At 33.8% G+C, this 20,197-nt stretch carries 14 protein-coding genes and 1 pseudogene; 13 read left to right on the forward strand and 2 right to left on the reverse strand.

Translation table 11 applies throughout. The features are described from left to right. The first annotated feature begins 51 nt into the window (after positions 1 to 51). The 11 genes from QFZ72_RS03660 (at position 52) to QFZ72_RS03710 (ending at position 16,524) form a co-directional block, all read left to right on the forward strand. Complete coding sequence (locus QFZ72_RS03660) at positions 52 to 1,392, forward strand: capsular polysaccharide export protein, LipB/KpsS family (RefSeq protein ID WP_307429521.1); 1,341 nt, start codon at positions 52 to 54, stop codon at positions 1,390 to 1,392. Positions 1,393 to 1,396: 4 nt separating this feature from the next. Beyond that, positions 1,397 to 2,119 carry a 3-deoxy-manno-octulosonate cytidylyltransferase gene (gene kdsB / locus QFZ72_RS03665; protein ID WP_307429523.1) on the forward strand — a complete coding sequence of 241 codons (723 nt, stop codon included), beginning with the start codon at positions 1,397 to 1,399 and terminating at the stop codon, positions 2,117 to 2,119. A gap of 1 nt (position 2,120) precedes the next feature. Further along, a complete protein-coding gene (kdsA, locus tag QFZ72_RS03670; RefSeq protein ID WP_307429526.1) occupies positions 2,121 to 2,945 on the forward strand; it encodes a 3-deoxy-8-phosphooctulonate synthase in 825 nt (274 codons plus the stop codon). Between the two features lie 24 nt (positions 2,946 to 2,969). Further along, positions 2,970 to 3,953 carry a KpsF/GutQ family sugar-phosphate isomerase gene (locus tag QFZ72_RS03675; protein WP_307429528.1) on the forward strand — a complete coding sequence of 328 codons (984 nt, stop codon included), beginning with the start codon at positions 2,970 to 2,972 and terminating at the stop codon, positions 3,951 to 3,953. Positions 3,954 to 3,963: 10 nt separating this feature from the next. Further along, on the forward strand, positions 3,964 to 4,485 hold the full coding sequence (locus tag QFZ72_RS03680) for a KdsC family phosphatase (RefSeq protein WP_307429531.1): 522 nt from the start codon (positions 3,964 to 3,966) through the stop codon (positions 4,483 to 4,485). A 13-nt stretch (positions 4,486 to 4,498) separates the two neighbouring features. Next, complete coding sequence (locus QFZ72_RS03685) at positions 4,499 to 4,927, forward strand: HIT family protein (protein ID WP_307429534.1); 429 nt, start codon at positions 4,499 to 4,501, stop codon at positions 4,925 to 4,927. Positions 4,928 to 5,206: 279 nt separating this feature from the next. Further along, positions 5,207 to 6,310, forward strand: a complete 1,104-nt coding sequence (locus QFZ72_RS03690; RefSeq protein WP_307429537.1) for a capsular polysaccharide export protein, LipB/KpsS family — start codon at positions 5,207 to 5,209, stop codon at positions 6,308 to 6,310. Between the two features lie 85 nt (positions 6,311 to 6,395). Then, the gene (locus QFZ72_RS03695; protein WP_307429539.1) at positions 6,396 to 9,542 is read left to right on the forward strand and encodes a capsular polysaccharide export protein, LipB/KpsS family; all 3,147 of its coding nucleotides are present in this window, start codon (positions 6,396 to 6,398) and stop codon (positions 9,540 to 9,542) included. A gap of 286 nt (positions 9,543 to 9,828) precedes the next feature. After that, on the forward strand, positions 9,829 to 13,689 hold the full coding sequence (locus QFZ72_RS03700) for a hypothetical protein (RefSeq protein ID WP_307429541.1): 3,861 nt from the start codon (positions 9,829 to 9,831) through the stop codon (positions 13,687 to 13,689). A gap of 151 nt (positions 13,690 to 13,840) precedes the next feature. Continuing rightward, positions 13,841 to 15,253 carry a glycosyl hydrolase family 28-related protein gene (locus QFZ72_RS03705; protein WP_307429544.1) on the forward strand — a complete coding sequence of 471 codons (1,413 nt, stop codon included), beginning with the start codon at positions 13,841 to 13,843 and terminating at the stop codon, positions 15,251 to 15,253. 74 nt (positions 15,254 to 15,327) lie between these two features. Next, entirely contained in the window at positions 15,328 to 16,524 is a 1,197-nt protein-coding gene (locus tag QFZ72_RS03710) for a tetratricopeptide repeat protein (protein WP_307429547.1), read from the forward strand. Between the two features lie 131 nt (positions 16,525 to 16,655). Here the strand turns inward: QFZ72_RS03710 and QFZ72_RS03715 are convergent. Then, positions 16,656 to 17,358, reverse strand: a pseudogene (locus QFZ72_RS03715) (transposase). Between the two features lie 98 nt (positions 17,359 to 17,456). Beyond that, a complete protein-coding gene (locus QFZ72_RS03720; protein ID WP_307429549.1) occupies positions 17,457 to 18,203 on the reverse strand; it encodes an SGNH/GDSL hydrolase family protein in 747 nt (248 codons plus the stop codon). Between the two features lie 289 nt (positions 18,204 to 18,492). Between QFZ72_RS03720 and QFZ72_RS03725 the strand changes: the two genes are divergently transcribed. Continuing rightward, positions 18,493 to 19,689 carry a tetratricopeptide repeat protein gene (locus QFZ72_RS03725; protein ID WP_307429551.1) on the forward strand — a complete coding sequence of 399 codons (1,197 nt, stop codon included), beginning with the start codon at positions 18,493 to 18,495 and terminating at the stop codon, positions 19,687 to 19,689. Positions 19,690 to 19,977: 288 nt separating this feature from the next. Continuing rightward, complete coding sequence (locus QFZ72_RS29385) at positions 19,978 to 20,106, forward strand: hypothetical protein (RefSeq protein WP_373464657.1); 129 nt, start codon at positions 19,978 to 19,980, stop codon at positions 20,104 to 20,106. Positions 20,107 to 20,197: the final 91 nt, after the last annotated feature.

The following is a 20,197-nucleotide window of genomic DNA, read 5'->3' on the forward strand; positions in this document are numbered from 1 at the left end:
AGGTAGTTTATCACCAATGAATACAGTTTTGTACGGTTAATGGAGGACAATATGGCAAACTATTTATTCCTAAGGGGTAATAGAAACAAAAGATTTTTTATAGATGTAGCGAAAGAACTAAGTCTTAAAGGGCACAAAAGTTTTCAATTGAAGTTTGAATTAGGCGAGCTTTTGTTTAAAAGTCCGATATCCTCCATATTCGTCCCTTCAAAAATTTCTAGTAATAAGTACCCAATCACTGACAAAGAACTGCTAGAGCTTCCCATATATAATATTACCTATAAAAATAGGATTTTAAATAGAAAAACATCCACAAAAGAACTGCAGCTTTATAAAAGATACATGTATTTTATCGATCAATTTATTGCAGATCATCAAATCGATATCATTTGCTTATTTAATGGATATCATTGGATAGACCAAATTACTAAAGTGATAGCCAACAAAAGAGGATTGAACACGTACTATTTTGAGGATGGCTTATTTAGACCCTTTACGATTACATGTGATCCAAATGGAATTAATGCGGATGCATCTGTACCCAGAGATCCTGGTTTTTTCGATGCATTAGAAATCGATTCCATAAGGCTTGAGCAGTTTTTGGATAAACCTGAAACTCTATCATTGCAGGCAAGCGTTAAAGAAAGTCTTGTAAAAGTAGCAGCTGTGAAAGCAGTCAGTATGCTTGGAAGTCTTCTGGGAATTCATCCTAATCTTTATGCGCATATTACGTTTTGGCAGGCTGTGAAATACTTTATCTACAAGAAATACTTTCAATATAGAAAACCGGATCACTTAACACTTCCGGATGAATATATATTTCTGCCATTTCAGGTCTCGCGGGATACACAAATCTTTTATAATTCTCCCAACATCTCAAACATGGAAGAATTATTGGATTATGTCTACAAAGCTGTTCGTTCATTTAATCAAAAGAATGGCAGGAATTTGAAGGTCATTGTGAAGGAGCATCCTGAGGATATATCCCGAAATAATTATAAAGATCTGAAGAAGATGTATCGTGATAAGAAAGAAATCATTTTTGTTAAGAAGTATGACATCAATAAACTGATTACGAACTCTTTGGCAGTAGTCACGATCAATTCTACTGTCGGAATCGAATCCATTTCAAAGCATAAACCGGTTATTACACTAGGAGATGCTTTTTATAATATAGATGGAGTTGTCTATCACTGTGATCAGCCGAATCAATTAGATGAATCTATTTTGAAGGCGATCAATACAAACTTAAATATTAATAGAATAAAGAAATTTATCTATTATATTAGGTTTCACTATCAGCTGGAGGGCTCTATCAATTGGACAGATAAGCAAACATCTGCAAATGTAGCAGCCCGCATTGATTCTACTAATTTAGTAAAGGAGTTTTAATCAGATGAAAGTTATTGGAGTTATTCCTGCAAGATACGGCTCAACCAGATTCCCCGGCAAACCGTTAGCAATGATTTTGAACAAACTAATGATTCAGCATGTATATGAAAGAGTCAGTCAAAGCGAAAAGCTGGATGGGGTCATTGTTGCTACTGATCATGAAGAAATTAAGCAAGTGGTCGAGGGCTTCGGCGGACAAGTTGTCATGACACGCAAAGATCATGAAACAGGTTCTGACCGTATTGCAGAAGTTGCATCTAAAGTGGATGGTGATTTCTTCGTGAACATTCAAGGAGATGAGCCGCTCATTCACCATGAAATTATCGACGCTCTTATTGCGGAAGCACATGAAGATCCAAATGCTGTTGTAACAGCAAAAACAAAGATTCATTCAATGGAAGATGTTGAAAATCCCAATGTCGTTAAAGTGATTACCGATCATTCAAAGCGTGCATTGTACTTTTCTCGTTCTCCTATCCCGTACAACAGATCCAATCAGCCGTTTACTTATTATAAGCATCTGGGCATTTACGGTTATCCAAAGCAAATCCTAAACGAGTTCGTCAAGCTTCCTCAATCATCACTGGAATCTGCAGAAATGCTTGAACAGCTTCGTTTATTGGAAAATGGTTACACGGTTAAAGTTGTTGAAACTGCCTACGATGCAGTTGGAGTAGATACTCCTGAAGATATTGAAAAAGTAGAAAACATACTTGGAGGAAACTAACATGACTAACCACGTTCAACTAAACGATATTAAATTTGGCGGCAACAATCCTTTCGTCCTAATCGCTGGTCCTTGCATGATCGAAAGCGAAGCACTTGTAATGGAAACAGCTGAAAAAATTAAAGAGATTACGGCAAAGCTTGATATTCCTTTCGTTTTTAAAGCTTCATTCGATAAAGCCAACAGATCGTCTATCTTCTCTGATCGCGGACCTGGCATTGAAAAAGGTCTTGAAATTTTAGCTAAAGTGAAAGAACGCTTTGATGTACCTGTTGTTTCAGATATTCATGAAGCTGGACAAGCTGAAATTGCAGCTGAAGTACTTGATATCATTCAAATTCCTGCGTTCTTATGTCGTCAAACAGACCTATTGGTAGCTGCAGGAAACACAGGCAAAGTCATCAACGTGAAAAAAGGACAATTCCTTGCTCCTTGGGATATGCAGAACGTCGTGACAAAGCTTCGTGAAACTGGCAACGAAAACATCCTATTAACAGAACGCGGTACAACTTTCGGTTATAACAACTTAGTAGTAGATATGCGTTCTTTAATTACAATGCGTGAAATGGGCGTTCCAGTTGTATTTGATGCTACTCACAGTGTTCAAATTCCTGGAGGCAACGGCACAACTACTGGCGGAAAACGTGAATTCGTTCCTTACTTATCAAGAGCGGCTGCTTCAGTAGGCATTGATTCTATCTTCATGGAAGTTCATCCTGATCCTGACAATGCCCTATCAGACGGACCAAACATGGTTAAATTAGAAAACCTTGAAGAAGTACTGAAACCAATCAAAGAGATCGATTCATTAATTAAACAATTATAATATTGACTATACAGGAGGATGAAAATGTTAAGTGTAAAAATACCTGCTATCGATTTTATTACTGATGTTACTGAAGTTTTGGAAAAGGAAGCTAATGCTATTTTAGCTTTAAAGGACGAACTGAATGAGTCTATCAATGATGCCCTGAACATGATCCTTGAGTGTAAGGGTAGAGTTGTCATTACTGGAATGGGTAAATCAGGAATAATTGGCCGCAAGATGAATGCTACGATGGCAAGTACGGGTACACCTTCGCTATTCCTTCATCCTTCTGAAGGGCTTCATGGTGATCTTGGGATGGTTACAAAGGATGATGTTGTCATTGCGATTTCTAATAGCGGGGAAACAGATGAGGTTTTAAATCTGATTCCTTCTATTAAAAGAATCGGCGCAAAAATGATCGCCATTGTTAAGAATCCTCACTCGACACTTGGAATGAAATCAGACGTTGTGTTAAGTATTGGCAATGCTCCTGAGGCATGCCCATTGGGTTTAGCGCCAACAACAAGCACTACAGTGACGCTTGCTTTAGGAGACGCATTAGCCATTGCATTGTTAAAAGCTAGAAACTTCAAACCAGAAGATTTTGCTTTGTTTCATCCAAGCGGCTCACTTGGAAGAAAGCTGCTTTTAACTGTTGAAAATGTTGTGACAGCTACTCAGAAAAATCCGCTGGCTTACGGAAATACGACCATTCAGGAATCCCTGTTCCAGATGACGGCACAAGGCCTTGGTGCGATCAGTGTTGTTGATGAAACAGATCGATTAATTGGAATTCTTACAGATGGAGATATTCGCAGAGCTTTCACTCAAACAAGTGATATCTTGTATCGTGAAGTCAATGATCTATGCAACATAACTCCTGTTACGATTGAATCAGGCGCTTTAGCGGTTCAGGCACTGGAGTTAATGGAAGAGTGCAAAATAAATGTTCTTCCAGTTGTAGATCCATATAATCGCCCAATTGGAATGATTCATATTTTGGATTTAATGAACCTCGGGCTTTAAGGTGGCAGTTATGCAGATTAAATTAATTGTTTTAGATGTAGATGGAGTTCTAACAGATGGCAGACTTTTCATTGGTTCTGATGGTGAAGAGTATAAAGCTTTCCACACACAGGATGGCATGGGCATCAGCCTTGCTCATTATGCTGGAATCAAAACGGCCATCATTACAGGCAGAAAATCAGAAGCTGTAACAAAGCGCGCGAAAGAATTAAGCATCAGCTATGTTTATCAGGGTATCCATGAAAAAATGGACGTTCTTGAAAAAATCGTAAAAGAACTTAACATTGAACTCAGCGAAGTATGTTACGTGGGCGATGATATTAACGATCTTCCAATCCTTCAAAATGTTGGATTCCCGGCTGCACCGAACAATGCAGTTGAGATCGTCAAAGAAAACGTTCAATATACAGCTAAGTTAAATGGAGGAGAAGGGGCTGTTCGTGAAATTATTGACTCTATCCTGCATGAAACCTATGATTATCGTGCTCTTTTAACAGACTACTTAAATGGTAAAGTGAAAGTGACGCAGTAAAGGAGAGACTGTCTTGACTTCTTGTCCAATCTGTCAAAAACATCAGGATTTAAATGAAGCTATATATGAAGATCAAGATTGGATCGTTACACACGGTCCAGTTGCATCTCAAGTTTTAGGATACCTGTACATTGAACCAAAGAGGCATGTGGAAAACTGGTCAGAATTCACAGACCAGGAACTCTCTGCCGTAGGTCCTCTGATCAAAAAATTAGAGGCTGCTGTAAAAAAGGAATTATCAGTTGATCGAATGTATGTGGTAACAATCAGTGAAGCTGTTAGGCATCTGCATTTCCACCTGATTCCGAGGCTTCATGATCAAGAGATAAAGGGACTCCCTCTAATCGAACAGGCAACACAGCAAAAAACAAAAGAATCTCATAAAATGACTGAACAAAACTTGAACTTATTTATTAAAAATGTCAGGTCAACTCTTTCATAATAAAATAAAACACTAGTTAAGTTTACTAGTGTTTTATTTATTATCATAAATCTATGAGAATCCGAAGAATGTTTCATTAGTCATTTAAAAATGGATTGAGGAGAAACAGTTACTTGTTGTTGAATGTGTCACTAGTGTTTTATTTATTTGTAATAAAGATTTAAAAATAAATAATACATAAAGTATTGAAAATAATAATAACTAGTTAATTATTTTTCTCCCAACTAAATCGGATGAAAATCTAGTTTAAATTAGAAAGTTAAGGAGTCAGGTTTATAAGTGTTTGCCAAACATATTTTGACCTTTATAAAAAAAATAGTAAAAAAAACTTTATTTTATGGGACTGTAATAAAATATATATTTATGCCGCTAAAATCATCTGAACATTCTTTAGTTGCTTTTGTCTTTAATGTAGCCAAATGGAAAAGACCTTTTGTAGAGCCTTACTTATCTGAATATAAAAATATTTATATTCCTAATACAAGAACATTAGGGTTACTACCGTTAGTTTTTCGAAGAACAGAAAAAAAGGTATTTATTATTTGGGGCTATAAAAATGATGAGGCAATTACTCAATATGCAGAAGAGCATAATGTTCCCGTTTATAGAATGGAAGATGGCTTTATCCGTTCGGTTGGACTAGGTTCTATGCATACACCTCCGTTTTCACTATGTCTCGATAAAAAAGGGATGTATTTTGATTCAACAAAACCAAGCGACTTAGAAGAAATTTTAAATACGTATGACTTTCAAGGGGATCATTTACTTCTGAATCGTGCAAAAAAATGTATAAGTCATCTTCAACAGCTCGGTATTAGTAAGTACAATCATGTACGTAAAAGGGATGTAGATGACATATATGGTCCAAAGACTAAGAAACGGATCCTCGTGATTGGTCAAGTTGAAGATGATGCTTCCATCTTAATGGGAAGTGACAAAAACTGGACGAATAATGATTTAGTCCGGCTTGCGAGTGAAGAAAACCCAGAGGATGAAATTATTTATAAGCCTCATCCAGATGTTTTAACTGGCAGAAGAAAAAAACAATCAAATCCGAATGATATTAGGCACATTGCAAAAGTTATAGAAGAACCATTAAGTTTAGCTGATTCTTTTAAAACGATTGATCATGTTTATACGATTACATCTTTATCGGGATTTGAGGCGGTTATTCGAGATATTCCTGTTACAACGGTAGGTGCTCCTTTTTACACTGGTTGGGGTTTAACAGATGACCGACAGATAGTTAATAGAAGGAAAAGAAAATTAACAAAAGAAGAACTATTTGCAGGAGCTTATATTCTTTATCCTAAATACATCGATCCAATGAGTAAAGAAACGATTACATTAGAAGAGACGATTGGGCGAATAAATAGAAGTTAAATACAAATTCTTTGGTCGTATCTACTATTATTTATGTCTTATATCAATAAGCGATAATTGTTAGGATAACAGAAAAGGTGAGAAAATGGGTGAATTAAAACGCACATTAAGAAATGCTATTGGGAAGAAAGCATTTATGAAGTTTGCCATTTTATATAATAAAATGAGGCCAAAACGAAAAACTAAAAAGCCTGTTGCTATATTAATTGGGTTTAGCGAATGGAAATATGACTATATTCAAACCTATTTACAGAATTATGAGATAAAGTTTATTAAAAATTATGAAAACGTTGATGTCGTTGTAAATGAAAGTGAAAAATATAATGATAAAGTTTTTATGGTATGGGGCTATAAGAATAATCCTAAGCTTGAATCGTTTGCTAAAAAAAAGAAAATACCATTTTTCAGAATCGAAGATGGGTTTATTCGTTCAATTCAATTAGGAGCTTCTAAAAGTACACCTTTATCCTTATGTATAGATTCACAGGCACTTTACTATGATGCGAATCGTCCAAGTGATTTAGAAGATTTACTAAATACGTATGATTTTCAGTCAAATTCAGAATTAGTAACGAGAGCAAAAAACGCCATTCAAACCTTGAAGGATTTGAATATTAGTAAATATAATAATGTAGGTTCAAAGGATATAGAGGTTATTTATGGTGAGAAAACAAAAGAAAGAATATTAGTCATTGGTCAAGTCGAAGATGATGAATCGATAAAACGAGGTTGTAATAAACCAATGACAAATAACGATCTTGTATGGTTAGCAAGAACTGAAAATCCACATGCAGAAATTATCTACAAACCGCATCCGGATGTTTTGTTCGGAAAACGAGCGATGCAATCTAATCCAGATGACGTTAGGCATATATCAAAGGTTATTACAGAACCTTTAAGTATTACTGATGCTTTTCAAACGATCGACCGTGTTTATACCATTACTTCCCTTTCAGGATTTGAGGCACTATTAAGGGGGATTCCGGTAACAACAATAGGAGCTCCTTTTTATTCAGGCTGGGGACTAACTGAAGATCGCCAAAAAGTGCCTAGAAGAAAAAGAGAATTAACAATTGAAGAAGTGTTTGCAGCTGCCTATATTCTCTATCCAAAATACATCCATCCTTTTACAAAAGATGCAATTTCCATTGAAGACGCCATACTTACACTAAAAGAGATGAAAGATATTCAGGGAAATGCAGATTTAGAACCAGGAAAAATCGCTTTACTTGTTGGATTTAATGAAATGACAGAAAAGTATATGGCCATTTTTCTAAAGGATTATCAAAAAATAGAAATCATACACTCGCTAGAACAATTAAGTGATGCTATCGATAATTATAGTGATATAACAGTCAATCTTCTGAATTCAGAGGACAATAAAGGCTACCTTAAGTTCGTGAAGGAAAATAATATTAAAAGTTATTTCGTTAATCCTGGTTTGATAAGTATGGGAGTATTACCTATCCCATTTTCCTTATGTATAGATAAGAAGGGTGACAATAAGGAGTTTTCAAGTGATTTAATAAATCTATTAAATACTTATGATTTTAAAAAGGACCCTGAATTATTGCTAAGAGCCAATCGTGTTCATTCAACACTTATAGAAAAAGGGATAAACGGAATTACCTATTCACCATCTATGAACTATGACATGTCGATCCCGGATATAAAGAAAGTATTAGTACTGGGAGAAAGAAGTAGTGAAAGTCAGCAATTTGAGATTTCTAATGAGGAATTAATGTGGATTGCTAAAACAGAAAATCCTGATGCTGAAATTATTTTTAAGCCGCACCCAGCTGATGGAAATGTAGAAAATTATAGTTACGCAAATTTAGATCATGTTGCAAAAATAATCAAGGGCCCAATCAATTTAAGTGATCTTTTGGAAAATGTCTTTCAAGTTTACACAATTCGTTCAACAGGTGGATTTGAGGCATTATTAAAAGGAATAAAGGTTACTACATTAGGTACACCTTTTTATGCAGGCTGGGGTCTGACAGATGATAGAAAGAAACAAAAAAATCGAAATAGAAAATTAAGTACGGTAGAAATACTAGCAGCGGCATATATTTTATATCCTAAATATTTTAACCCATTTACGTTAGAACCAATTACAATTGAACAAGCGCTTGAACTCTTTGAAATAGTTGTAAGTACAGAAAGTCGGAGAGATCCTTTAACTCAAATTGTTCTCAAAAACAGAGAGCAAAACCTGAATAAATTTGAGTCGTTTGAGAAGAAGATTGACAATACGCTTATTCCTAATGAAAAAAATGGTCAAATTGGCGTTTTATCAAAGGGGATACAGACGATTCCAAATCTACAATCCTTTCTTAGAGGAGATGTTATTTTCAACCCAACTGAAAACGATGACTTAGCTTATGTTGCTGGTTGGGGGATGAAACCTAGTGCAAAGAAAGCATTGGATTTTAGTAAGAAGAATGGCATACCGTATTTAGGTCTAGAAGATGGCTTTCTTCGCTCCGTAGGTTTAGGAGTAGAAGGATCACCACCTCTATCGATCTGTGTTGATAACATTGGGATTTATTACGATGCAACTAAACCATCTCGTCTTGAAAACATTTTAAATAGTGATAGATGGCAGCAGGAATCTTTATTAAATAATGCTAAGAGAGCGATAAGTTTAATAAAAGAAAATTACTTGAGTAAATATAACCATGCTCCGATGGTCAATCCCTCTATTTTTTCTGATACAGCTAAGGAACGAGTATTAATCGTTGATCAGACGCTGGGTGATATGTCCATTACACTTGGTCTTGCAGATAAAGCACGCTTTAAAGAAATGTATGAAATGGCAAAAAGGGAAAATCCCAATGCAAAACTTTATATAAAAACACATCCTGATGTCATTTCAGGGAAAAAAGAAGGTAACTTAACACCTAAAGATGTTGATGCAACGTTTATTTATGATGATTGTAATCCATTATCTTTAGTGGAAAAAGTGGATAAGGTTTATGTTGTTACTTCACAGCTTGGTTTTGAAGCTCTTATGCTAGGAAAAGAAGTCCATTGTTTTGGAATGCCTTTTTATGCAGGCTGGGGAGTTACTAAAGACCAAATAACAATAGAGCGTAGAAAGAAAAAACGCAGTGTAGAAGAATTATTTGCAGCAGCATATCTTTTATATCCACGTTATATAAATCCAAATACCGGTTTACCAGGTACGATATTTGATGTAATTCGTTACTTAATTGAACAGAAAAAGTAACTGAGCTTTAATATTAGGTAAGAAAAAGTAATACAAATGGTTTAAGAATATCTTGAATAACATTTTTATTACTTTAAGTCTTATATAAATCAACAGCATTAATATGTCTAGTTTATACAAACTAGACATATATTCATTTACTTTTTAGCAGGTATTTCTGAACTTGTAGAAGTTTACAACAATTTAATCAAAACTTAAAAAACCTTTAGTGAAAATACATGTAAAATGTTGAATATTGATAAAATTCATCGACACCATTGTTATACATATAGAAAGGATGAGGATTTTGGGAAGACTTCCATTTAATAATGTTCTCTTTATGTCTAATTTTACGTTTGATATGGGGGATCCAAACTTTCGCACCGGTTCATATATTAAATATCTTGAGCCATTAGCTAAATCATTATCAAAGACGAATAACTTAGATATCAAGTATTTGGTTTCTAACCATACATTTGAATCAATTAAAAGAACTTCTAAATCAACTAGTATTAATTCTGAAAATAGTTTCATTATTAATTATGAGAAAAATATGGATATTTTCGGAAATGGCGATTGGTTTATCCGTAACTCATATAATGATTCTTTTAATTCTGAAGAGTCAGGATATATTTTGGGGTTTCTAAAATCATTGTTTAATGGCTGGGAGCCGGATTTAATCTTTTGTTGGGAGTTTCCAACAACGATATTTAGAAAATTATTCCCTAAGGCTTTAGTTATTGATTTAATGCCTGGACTATTTATGCGTCCACCTTTTCCAAGAACAATCTCAATTGATCCTTTAGGATTATATAAGGATAGTGTATTTAATGATCCATCATTGAGTGAAATAAAGGCGAAAGATACGGAACTTGATGCCTATTATAAAATTCGTAATGAATACGAAGCATTCTTTGAAGGTGTTTCTGTTAAGGACCTGATCCTATCAAAATTAAATGGGTCGGAAAAATACAAGAAGTTTACATTAGTGCCTTTACAAATATCTCAGTATTTTGGTTTCTATGAGAATTGTCATTATCAATCGCAATTTGATTTCTTAATCGATGTTTTAAGAAAAACACCGGAAGATACTGGTGTAATTGTTACTCAATATATTAGCGGGTTTGTCACGGAAAAGGCAATTAATGATAAAAATATTGATTATTTGAGTCAAACCTTTCCAAATTTCCTTTATTCGAAAGAGTTTGAATCAATTGATAATATTTCGCAGTTTATTGCTCCTTGGGCAGATAATACTTGTTCAATTTCTAGTACGATTGGTCTTCAAGCGAAATTTTTTAATCGAAAACTCATTTCTCCATCTCGCTCCCATTTAGGCTATTTTGCAGACCAAAATAATTTAGATAGTGAAGAAAATAGATTTACTAACAATGATCATATCATTGCTGTTATGTTAAGTAGACAGACTCTTCTAGAATCAAGATTATTGGAAGACTCTGAATATCTAACATCTCTTCTTATAGAAATGAAGGAAAATAAGGATAAAGGCAATACAGGGTTACAATTATTACCGAACAAGCAATTTATCAAAAATGTTAAAGAAAATCCAATTCACTATCAAGCAGCTTCATCAACTAGTGCAGCGGTGCGTCAATTGCAAAAGCTTGGTTTATCTGGAATTAATCCTGAAAATAATCACTTAAAGGTTTTAGTAGATAAAATCAAACATGCAAAAATGGTTTCCTTTGATGTTTTCGATACGTTGTTATGTAGAGCGGTATTTAAACCAGAGGATGTATTCTTAATGATGCAAAGAGAATTGGCATCTGATCAACCACCTTTTGATCTTCCAGAGCATTTTGTACATTCTTTTGCGCAGCTAAGATCAGGCGTAGAAAGGCAGCTGCGACGTCAACGAGATTCAGAATTAGCATTAGGTTTAGAGGATGCTGTAGAAGAACTTACAATTAAAGAAGTTTACTCATTTATGTTAGAAAGATTTAATGGTAATTTAAGTCTTGTTGACAAATTAATTGCTTTTGAACAAGAAATTGAATGGAAAGTCCTAAGAGAAAGACCAATTGGTCAATTTCTCTTTAATCAAGCAATTAAACTCGGGAAACAAGTGATCATAGTATCTGACTTTATCCATGATGAGGCCTTTGTAGCACAAGCCTTGAAAAATGCAGGATATACAGAATATAGTACACTTTATGTATCATCGAAATATGGCAAGAAGAAGCATTCAGGTGAGCTCTTTAAACATATTGCTGAAGAAGATCAGTTAGATCCAACTACAATTATTCACATTGGTGATAATGCGATTGGTGATTTAACTCGTGCCCATGAAAGTGGTTGGAACTCGATCCGAATTTCTTCTGCCCGTGAAAGAGCATTAGAAATTGTTAGAGAACGAAATTTATCACCAGCTATTATAGATAAAAGTTTTGTCTTAAGAACGGCACTTTTATTGTTTTCTGAAGAGTTTTATCATACCAAAACATTCGAAAATGATAAGGAATCGGCAAAAGAGAAGGCTCGTAGTTTTGTTGAAAACGGAAGTGAATTTGGCTTTTTAGTTTTAGGACCAATGCTTTACTCATTTTCTGAGTGGATCATTAATGAAGCTAAGAAAAAGAATTGTGAGTCCATCTTATTTTTTGCAAGAGATTGCTATTTACCATTTAAGATTGTTGAAAAAATTCTCAAAGCACGTGAAGAGAAAAATATTAGTATCAATTATTTAGCTACTTCTCGTAGAGGATTAATGGGCTTAAATATTTATACTCCTGAGGATTATTTAAAAGTTAATTTCAGTGATTTCAATAGAAATAAACCACTTGAGGATCTTTTTGCCAACCGTTTTGGTTTGGATCCAGATTCAATAAGTGAAAGCACAATTTCTCGTTGGAATGTAAATGATTTAAGTTTAAATGTAGGGAAAGTTTCTCCTGCAGCTATTTACGGAATTGTTTATGATCATGTTAAAGAGAATTGGAACGAAGTATACGATAAGCTTACTCAAAAAAGAAATGCGTATAAAACCTACTTATCTGAACAAGGCGTCGATGTTAGTAAGAAAACATTAGCAATTGATTTCGGTTATAAGGGTTCAACTCATCGTATGTTAAGAAGTTTATTTGAACAGGATTTACATGCTGGATTCTTTATGACCTATGCTGATGACTTTGGTCGTGATCCGATTGAAAATGGGGCTAGCTACTATTTAAGCAATCTTAACCCGGTTATTAAGTCAGGAATTGTACTGAGCCACAATTTGATACTAGAAACTCTTGTTAACGAACCAACTGGAAGCTTATATGAGGTCATTGAAGTAGATGGACAAATTAAAGTTGTTAAAGAAGAGCTAGGGTCTGTTGAACATCTTGCTAAAGTAAATAGTATTCATACAGGAGTACTAAAATTTACAGACAGCTGGCTTGAAAACTTCAAGCATTTCCCAGGTATTGCAACTGTAGAGTTAAATTCAGCAGATTACTTATTAACGAATATTTTACGTAAACCGACAAAAACAGAAGCAGAGATTTTAAGAGGCATGATCTTTGATAATGCGTTTGCTGGACATGCTAATCGATATATTTTAGCTCCACATAAAGGCTATAAAGAGTCTCAAAGTATTTGGAAGGAAGGACATAAGGCACTTTATACAAATACTGAAGAAGCTAAAAAAAATGTCCCAGCTAAGAATGAAAAAGTTCAGCCCAAAAAGCCGAATGAACAGGTTGTTGCCCAAAGTAAACCAGTTACTCAAAGTAAACCAGTTACTCAAAGTAAACCGCCTGTTCAAAAACCAGTTGTGAAAGAGAATGCGAGTGAAAAGAAAACAGTACAAAAGCCAAATAACAATAATAATAAAAGTACTGAAAAAAAGAATATTGGTAACAAGCAAAGATTTGGCACTGTCAAACTCCAAAACAATAAAATCATTGTTGATGGACAAAGCTACTCAAAAAATATAGATCAACTCAGAGTTTTACACAGGGAGGCTTTTGTAGAAGCTGTTGCATTATTAGCAAAGCTTTCACCATCAGAGGGAGCAAAAAAACAATATGCCGAAATGATCTCCAATCACTCTAAAAAGTATGTTGCGGCTAGACTGCTAAAAGAATATGGTGGAATTTCAAAAGCTAAACTGCCAAGAAAAGGAAAGTTAAAAGCGTATAAGAGTTTAATTTTCAAAAAATAACAACCTTTCACTCGTTCATAAATGGAAACTAAACTCCAGTGTTCAAAAAGACACTGGAGTTTTTTTTGAAAAAAGTGATTTCAATAATGTGGATATATGATATAAACTAGTAACACTGTTGTGGGTAACATGGAGTAAGGAGGTTTATTTATTGAAAAGAAGGAACTTTTTAATAAGCTTTTTAATAGGAATCGTTGCATTCCTATTTGGCTATACAATCAAAAACGAAGGAGAAAATTTGGTTTGGGAACGTATTAGTTTAAAAAAATTAATGGACGATGAAGAGAAACCAGAGAAATCAGTTAATCAAGAAATTGAGCATTTAAAGTCTTTTGCGGTCAACGTATTAGATCATGGTGCTGTCGGTGATGGTAAAAGTGACGATACGTTAGCAATAAGGGCAGCATGGTCATTTGCATTAACTACGAGAAGAAAATTATACATTCCGGGTAATGATTATCGTATTACTGACACATTGACAAATGAACCAATTAGTATCGTTGGAGCAGGAGTAGGTTTTACTCGATTAATTTTTGACAATATGAAAGGGAAAGATGGGATTGTTTTTACTTCTCCAAGTCATGTTGGAACAATGGGTGAGGTCGCCAACTTAAGTATAATTGTTAAGGGTGAACATGGTCGATTTGCTATAAAAACTGCTGATGATTCTGCTAATTATACTAAATATAGAACGAAGTATTCATTTCATGACCTAGAATTTAGAGGAGGTAAAATTCAAGATGTTCCTTCTGGTTTTGTTTATGACTATGGTTGGGAATGTTATCTAGAGATAGGAGATAGTTGGGGAGTTTATATTGATAGAATTGATGTAATAGGGACATATAATATTGGTGAAGATCCTTCCTCACAACCAAACCAAACCTTTTTAAAATTAGATGCTAAAAGTAATATTTTAACGGCTAGAATAAATGCTGTAACGACTCATGGAGTAAAAATTGGAATTGAAATAGGAGAAAAATGCTTTTTTATGATTGATCAATGCGACATTGCCCATTCCTATAAAGGTATCATAACTACAGGAGAAGCAATTTATTCAGAAGGCCGTATTACGGATACGTTAGTAAATTCTCAGTATATCGGTATCCATTTAAAAACACGGAGTTGGACTTCTATTAGTAATGTAGCAATAAGTAGACATAAAAAGGGTTATGATCATGGTTTAGATTGGTATGGTATATATATGAATGATGTCAATAAATCATGGCTAACAAATATACGCTCCCAAGCCGATAGTTCCTTTACAAAATTTTCAGGAAAACACTATGGATTTTATTTTAAGAACTGTGATGGAATTGTAGCGAATGGCTTGATCCCAGGAGGAGGATTGGATTACCCTATCTTCAACAATAATACATCAGGAGCTACATTTAATGGGACAAATTTTCAAATAAGTAGAGGCATTGCCGCATTTTCATTTATAAATAATAGTAGATATATCCAGATAGGAACATTTGAAAACCATACAGATGTACCGGATTACTTCGCTGATCATTCGATAAATAAAGCAACGATTGAGGCTTATCAAAAAGTTTCTATTCCATAAAATGAAATGATTAGGGGCTATAATGTTCAGAGAGTATTACTTTTTAAGAACAAAAAGATTTGGGGGAATAGTCATTGGAAACTTTAGTACGTGAAATAGAGCGCGATTATTATAAATTCTTTCCACATAAAGGTTCATCACAACTATTATTAATATTTTCTAGTGTTAATATTGAACCTCGGAAATTTGTTTTTTATAAAAATACAATAGATTTGCCAGTTCATAAACTTTACCTAAACGATTCTAATAACGGTTGGTTTCAATCAGGTGTTGAAGGTCTAGGGGATTCTATAGATAAAACTGTTGATTCGATCTTGAAATTGAAAGAAAAATTAGGTGTAAGTGAAATATTGACTTTAGGTAGCAGTATGGGGGCATATGCTGCTCTTTTATATGGGGCAAAACTTAATGCTCGTGCGTTGTGCTTTGGTGCAGAGGTTGTTTTAGGACTTCCAGGAAGTCGTGCGAATATTTATATGCCAAAAGGATCTCCAATTTATTATAACGACATTAGAAATTTAATAAAGGAGACAAAAATAAAAGTAACGCTTTATGCTGGGGAAGCAGATCAAAATGATATAACTGCAGCAAAACATCTATATGGTTTGCCTAATGTAAATTGCATAACAATCCGTGGAATAGCTCATAAAACACCTCTATTTCTTGAAAAAAAATTTGGGATAAAAGAAGTAATAAATAGATTTATATTGAATGACCCAATAATTAATTTTATGGAACGAGGAAATCTTTGTGAATCAGGAAATGCTGTCGAATTGTTAAAAGAAGCAACGGATACTGTTTCAAATAAACAGTGGCAAGAGGCTAAAAAACAGTTAAGAGAAGTTTTATCGTTATGTCCTTTATCAGATGTAGCGTTGCATAAGTTAGGCATCGTATTATATCAACTAAAGGACTTTGAAGGGGCAGCCAAATGTCAATCAGATGCAGTAGAAATAAGCCCTCATTATGCTAACGCACATCACCAGTTAGGTATTTGTTTAAGAAAATTAGGAAAATATACTGATTCTTATAAAGCGCATAAAAATGCTTATGAAGTTTCACCAGATATGGCAGGAGCATATCATCACGCAGGGCTTTCATTGGAAAAATTAAAAAAGTTCAATGAAGCGGAACATGAGTTCAGAAAGGCTGTAAAGTTGGATAGTAGGAATGTGAATTATACGAAAAAATTAGTTGGGATATTAAGGGAAAATGCTGTAAGACGAATAAAAGAATCAGAAGAATTATTAATGAATCTCATTAACAAATAAATGAGGCTGACTCAAAAGATCGTTAAACAACGACAATTTTGAGTCAGTTTTTTGTTTACGATTTTTTTTGGTTATTTAGGGGTAGTTTTCGGTTGTATAAGAGAGATTTCCCCCTCTTATACAGACAGCCCTTATTGGTTGATTTTGGATATGTAAATCCCATTTTTGATTGTGTGCAACGCAAATAAGCCCCCAATCTGTCGTATTTTTGAGAGGCCTCTTAATAAGGAGCGTTTGAAGTGGCGGTTGTGTTTGATTTGCCCAAAGACGGGTTCCACATCCATTTTTCGTTGTCGATATTTCTTGTCTCCTTCTTCAGTTGACAACCGTTCGCGAACTTCTTTACGATGCTTTTGATAGGTATACTTATTCGCGTTGGCTTCAATTTTTGTCCCATCTAAAAAGTAATCTTCAAGCTTGATCAGTCCTTCTGAACGAAGGAGGTCGACGATGAAAAGTAGGTTTCGTAAATCACTTCTTTCATTCGTTCAGAACGAAATCGGTTAATGGTACGAAAATCAGGGATTTGATTCCCAGAAAGCCACATAAAGTAAATATTTTCACTTAGTTGTTTGGCAATCTGTCTAGAAGAGTAGATTCGATTTGCGTACGCATATAAAATAACTTTTAACATCATGGATGATAAGGAGGGCGGCCTCACCTGGATAGAGCTGGACGAGAATAGTAGGATCCATCTTTTCAACTGCCTACAATTCAGCACAGGTGATGTTCGGGGATTAAAACTTCAATGTCCATTGGAAGAACTAGCTGGTTAGTGGTATAATTAATAAGAAAATCTCCTTTTTGTTTGGTAGTGGGTTGTGGTGACTTCATTATATCTAATTAGGAGATTTTCTTGTTTTTTATGCATAAAAAAAAAGGTGCCCAAAAGTTAGACTTTTGGAACACCCTCATTTTAACAAAAAAATATATTAAAACGATTGTAAATATCTAAATTCATTTTTAATTGAATTAAACCAAATTGTATAACCTTTGTTATTTGGATGCATTCCATCTTTATTTAAAGTTTCTTCTAAACTTAATTGATGTTTGGCAGCTTCTTTTTCATAGGTATCCCAGTAATTTAAAAAAGTATAATTTTTTGATTCTATGAATTTCTCTAATTTAGAAATGTACTGTGAATATGATAAACCATCTTTATTAAGTTTGTTTTCGTATATTGTCACGTTATTAGGTGGCATCGTATATATTTTTGCTTTAGGGAATTGTTTATTTAATCTATTTAAAATGGTCTCAATGTTTTTTTCAGATTCTTTATAGCTCAAATTATTAAAGTCGTTTATAGAACTAATTTCAAAAATAATAACATTAGGTGTTAAATTTTGTGAATTGAAATTTTCTGTAATTTTCAATGAATTAGAAATAATGTTTTGTGTTGTGTAACCATTTACTCCTAGATTGATGAAATTAATATCTGGATTTTCTTTTGAAATAAACGTATAGAGAAGTCCTGGCCAAGATTTTTCAGGTGTACTTGCTCCTACTCCTTTAGTAACACTACTACCAATAAGTAGGATATTAGTGTTATTTTTCTTAACTTGCTCTTCTAACTCGTTTATTTGTTGTTTCTGATTGGATATGTAAAATAATGAAGTAGGAAGAGAAATAATTAAGGCTACCAATGCCACAATTAAACTCAAGGTTAATTTCCTTTGCATGTGTTAATCTCCTTTTTCTGTAATTCTTGATAAATTATATCATATCCTTAGTTCTTATAAAGCAAATATCTATGAATATATATACGTTTTTCCTATAGAATCCCACTAAATAAAATAGATATCGATGTATTAATAGGTGTTTGTAATCGCTAATAGTCTTTGTTTGCAAATGTTCAATAATAAAAAAATTTAACGATTAGACTTCACAAATTTACAATTTAATATTAAAATTCACATAGGTATATTGGTCTATAATAATTATTATAAATATAAATGGAGTTAATTAATAATGGAAAAATCACAAATTGAAAATGAAGGGTTATACTATAAAATTAGTCGATACGAAGGAGCAACCCAATTAGCTATTGTATTTAGTACGGTTGGAGTAAAACCTGGATATTTCACTTTTTTTAAGACGATGGAGAGTTTGCCTGTCCATAAAATTTATCTAACTGACCCTAATAGTGAATGGTTTCAATCAGGAATACTTGGATTAGGCTCAACAATAGAAGAGACAATAGAAAGGATAAAATCAGTACAGGAAGAATTAGGTGTAACTGAAATCATGACGATTGGTAGTAGTATGGGGGCGTTTGGAGCAATCCTCTTTGGTGCATTACTTAACTGTCGTGTATTGGCATTTGGTGCTCGTATTGAATTAGGTATACCAGGCAGTCAAAGTTATACACTTATGAATAAAGGGTTTCAATTTAAATACAAGGACCTGCGCCCGGTGGTAAAAGAAAGTAACTGTCAAATTCTGCTCTATCAAGGAGAAGCAGATAAGAATGATATACTTGCAGCTAAACAACTTTATGGCTACGATAATGTTGAATGTGTTACTATTCGTGGGGTAGCACATGGAACACCAGTTTTTCTTAACAATAAATTTGGTATTACAGAAGTGATTAGAAGGTTTATTAACAAAGACCCTATTCTAGAATTCAAAGAACGAGGTAATCTTTGTGAGTGTGATAATGCTGTAGAACTTCTTTTAGATGCACTAGATGAAATATCGAATAAAAACTGGACTAAAGCTTTCGGTTTATTAAATTCGGTTCAGAAAATGTGTCCAGAATCAGATGTGGTTTACCATAAGTTAGGTATTATTAACTATCAATTTAAAGAATTTGAAGCAGCAGCAAAGAATCAATCTTTGGCAATTCAAATAAGTCCGCATTTTGCAAATGCTCATCATCAATTGGGTATTTGTCAAAGAAAATTAGGACAGTATGAAGAGTCGTATCAATCACACAAAAACGCTTATGAAATTGACCCAAAGTTGCCTAGTGCCCATTATCACGCAGGATTATCTCTGGAAAAATTAAAACGATTTGATGAAGCAGAAAATGAATATCGTGAAGCCATTAACATTAGCCAAAATAATGTAAATTTCAAAAAGAAATTAATTGAAATTTTACATGTAAATGTAACTAGAAAATTAATAGAATCCGAAGAATTGATGTTATCTTTATTACCTAAATAAATTATGAGTTAATGGACAAATCCTTATAAAGTAACTTTATTAGGATTTGTCCTTTTTCTATTTTTACACAGGTGATTTTGGTAACAAATATCTTATTAAGCCTTATTCTTCAATTCTGTTACCTTATATAAAAACCTTCAAACTAATTATCCCATTTCCTAATTCATTAATAATAAATTCAATAAAGATAGGGATGATAATAAATAAATGGAATGATTCCTTAAGGAAAATATAGGAGAAAAATTAGGAGTGTATCAAATGACAAAATAAGTTGTTTTAATCGAAAACATAACATCCGGAGACAATCATCCTTTTGTCCTTTTCGCTGGACCATGTGCAATGGAGAGTGAAGACATACTAAGGAAAACGGCTGAAGGTATTAAAGAAATTACATCTAATCTGAATATCCTCCTCTAGAAGAAATCATTTCAAGTGCATGGGCATGGCATCAAAAAGAAATTTAATAATACGTTTTAAAAAGACCGATTCCAATAGGAATCGGCTGTTT

It is taken from the genome of Bacillus sp. V2I10 (genome assembly GCF_030817055.1).
GTDB lineage: Bacteria > Bacillota > Bacilli > Bacillales > Bacillaceae > Bacillus_P.

What these genes read in the sequence shown, in the direction of transcription:
- kdsB (WP_307429523.1), top strand. Translation starts at nt 1,397, where the DNA reads ATGAAAGTTATTGGAGTTATTCCTGCAAGATACGGCTCAACCAGATTC.
- QFZ72_RS03695 (WP_307429539.1), top strand. Translation starts at nt 6,396, where the DNA reads ATGGGTGAATTAAAACGCACATTAAGAAATGCTATTGGGAAGAAAGCA.
- QFZ72_RS03660 (WP_307429521.1), top strand. Translation starts at nt 52, where the DNA reads ATGGCAAACTATTTATTCCTAAGGGGTAATAGAAACAAAAGATTTTTT.
- QFZ72_RS03725 (WP_307429551.1), top strand. Translation starts at nt 18,493, where the DNA reads ATGGAAAAATCACAAATTGAAAATGAAGGGTTATACTATAAAATTAGT.
- kdsA (WP_307429526.1), top strand. Translation starts at nt 2,121, where the DNA reads ATGACTAACCACGTTCAACTAAACGATATTAAATTTGGCGGCAACAAT.
- QFZ72_RS03680 (WP_307429531.1), top strand. Translation starts at nt 3,964, where the DNA reads ATGCAGATTAAATTAATTGTTTTAGATGTAGATGGAGTTCTAACAGAT.
- QFZ72_RS03720 (WP_307429549.1), bottom strand. Translation starts at nt 18,203, where the DNA reads ATGCAAAGGAAATTAACCTTGAGTTTAATTGTGGCATTGGTAGCCTTA.
- QFZ72_RS03675 (WP_307429528.1), top strand. Translation starts at nt 2,970, where the DNA reads ATGTTAAGTGTAAAAATACCTGCTATCGATTTTATTACTGATGTTACT.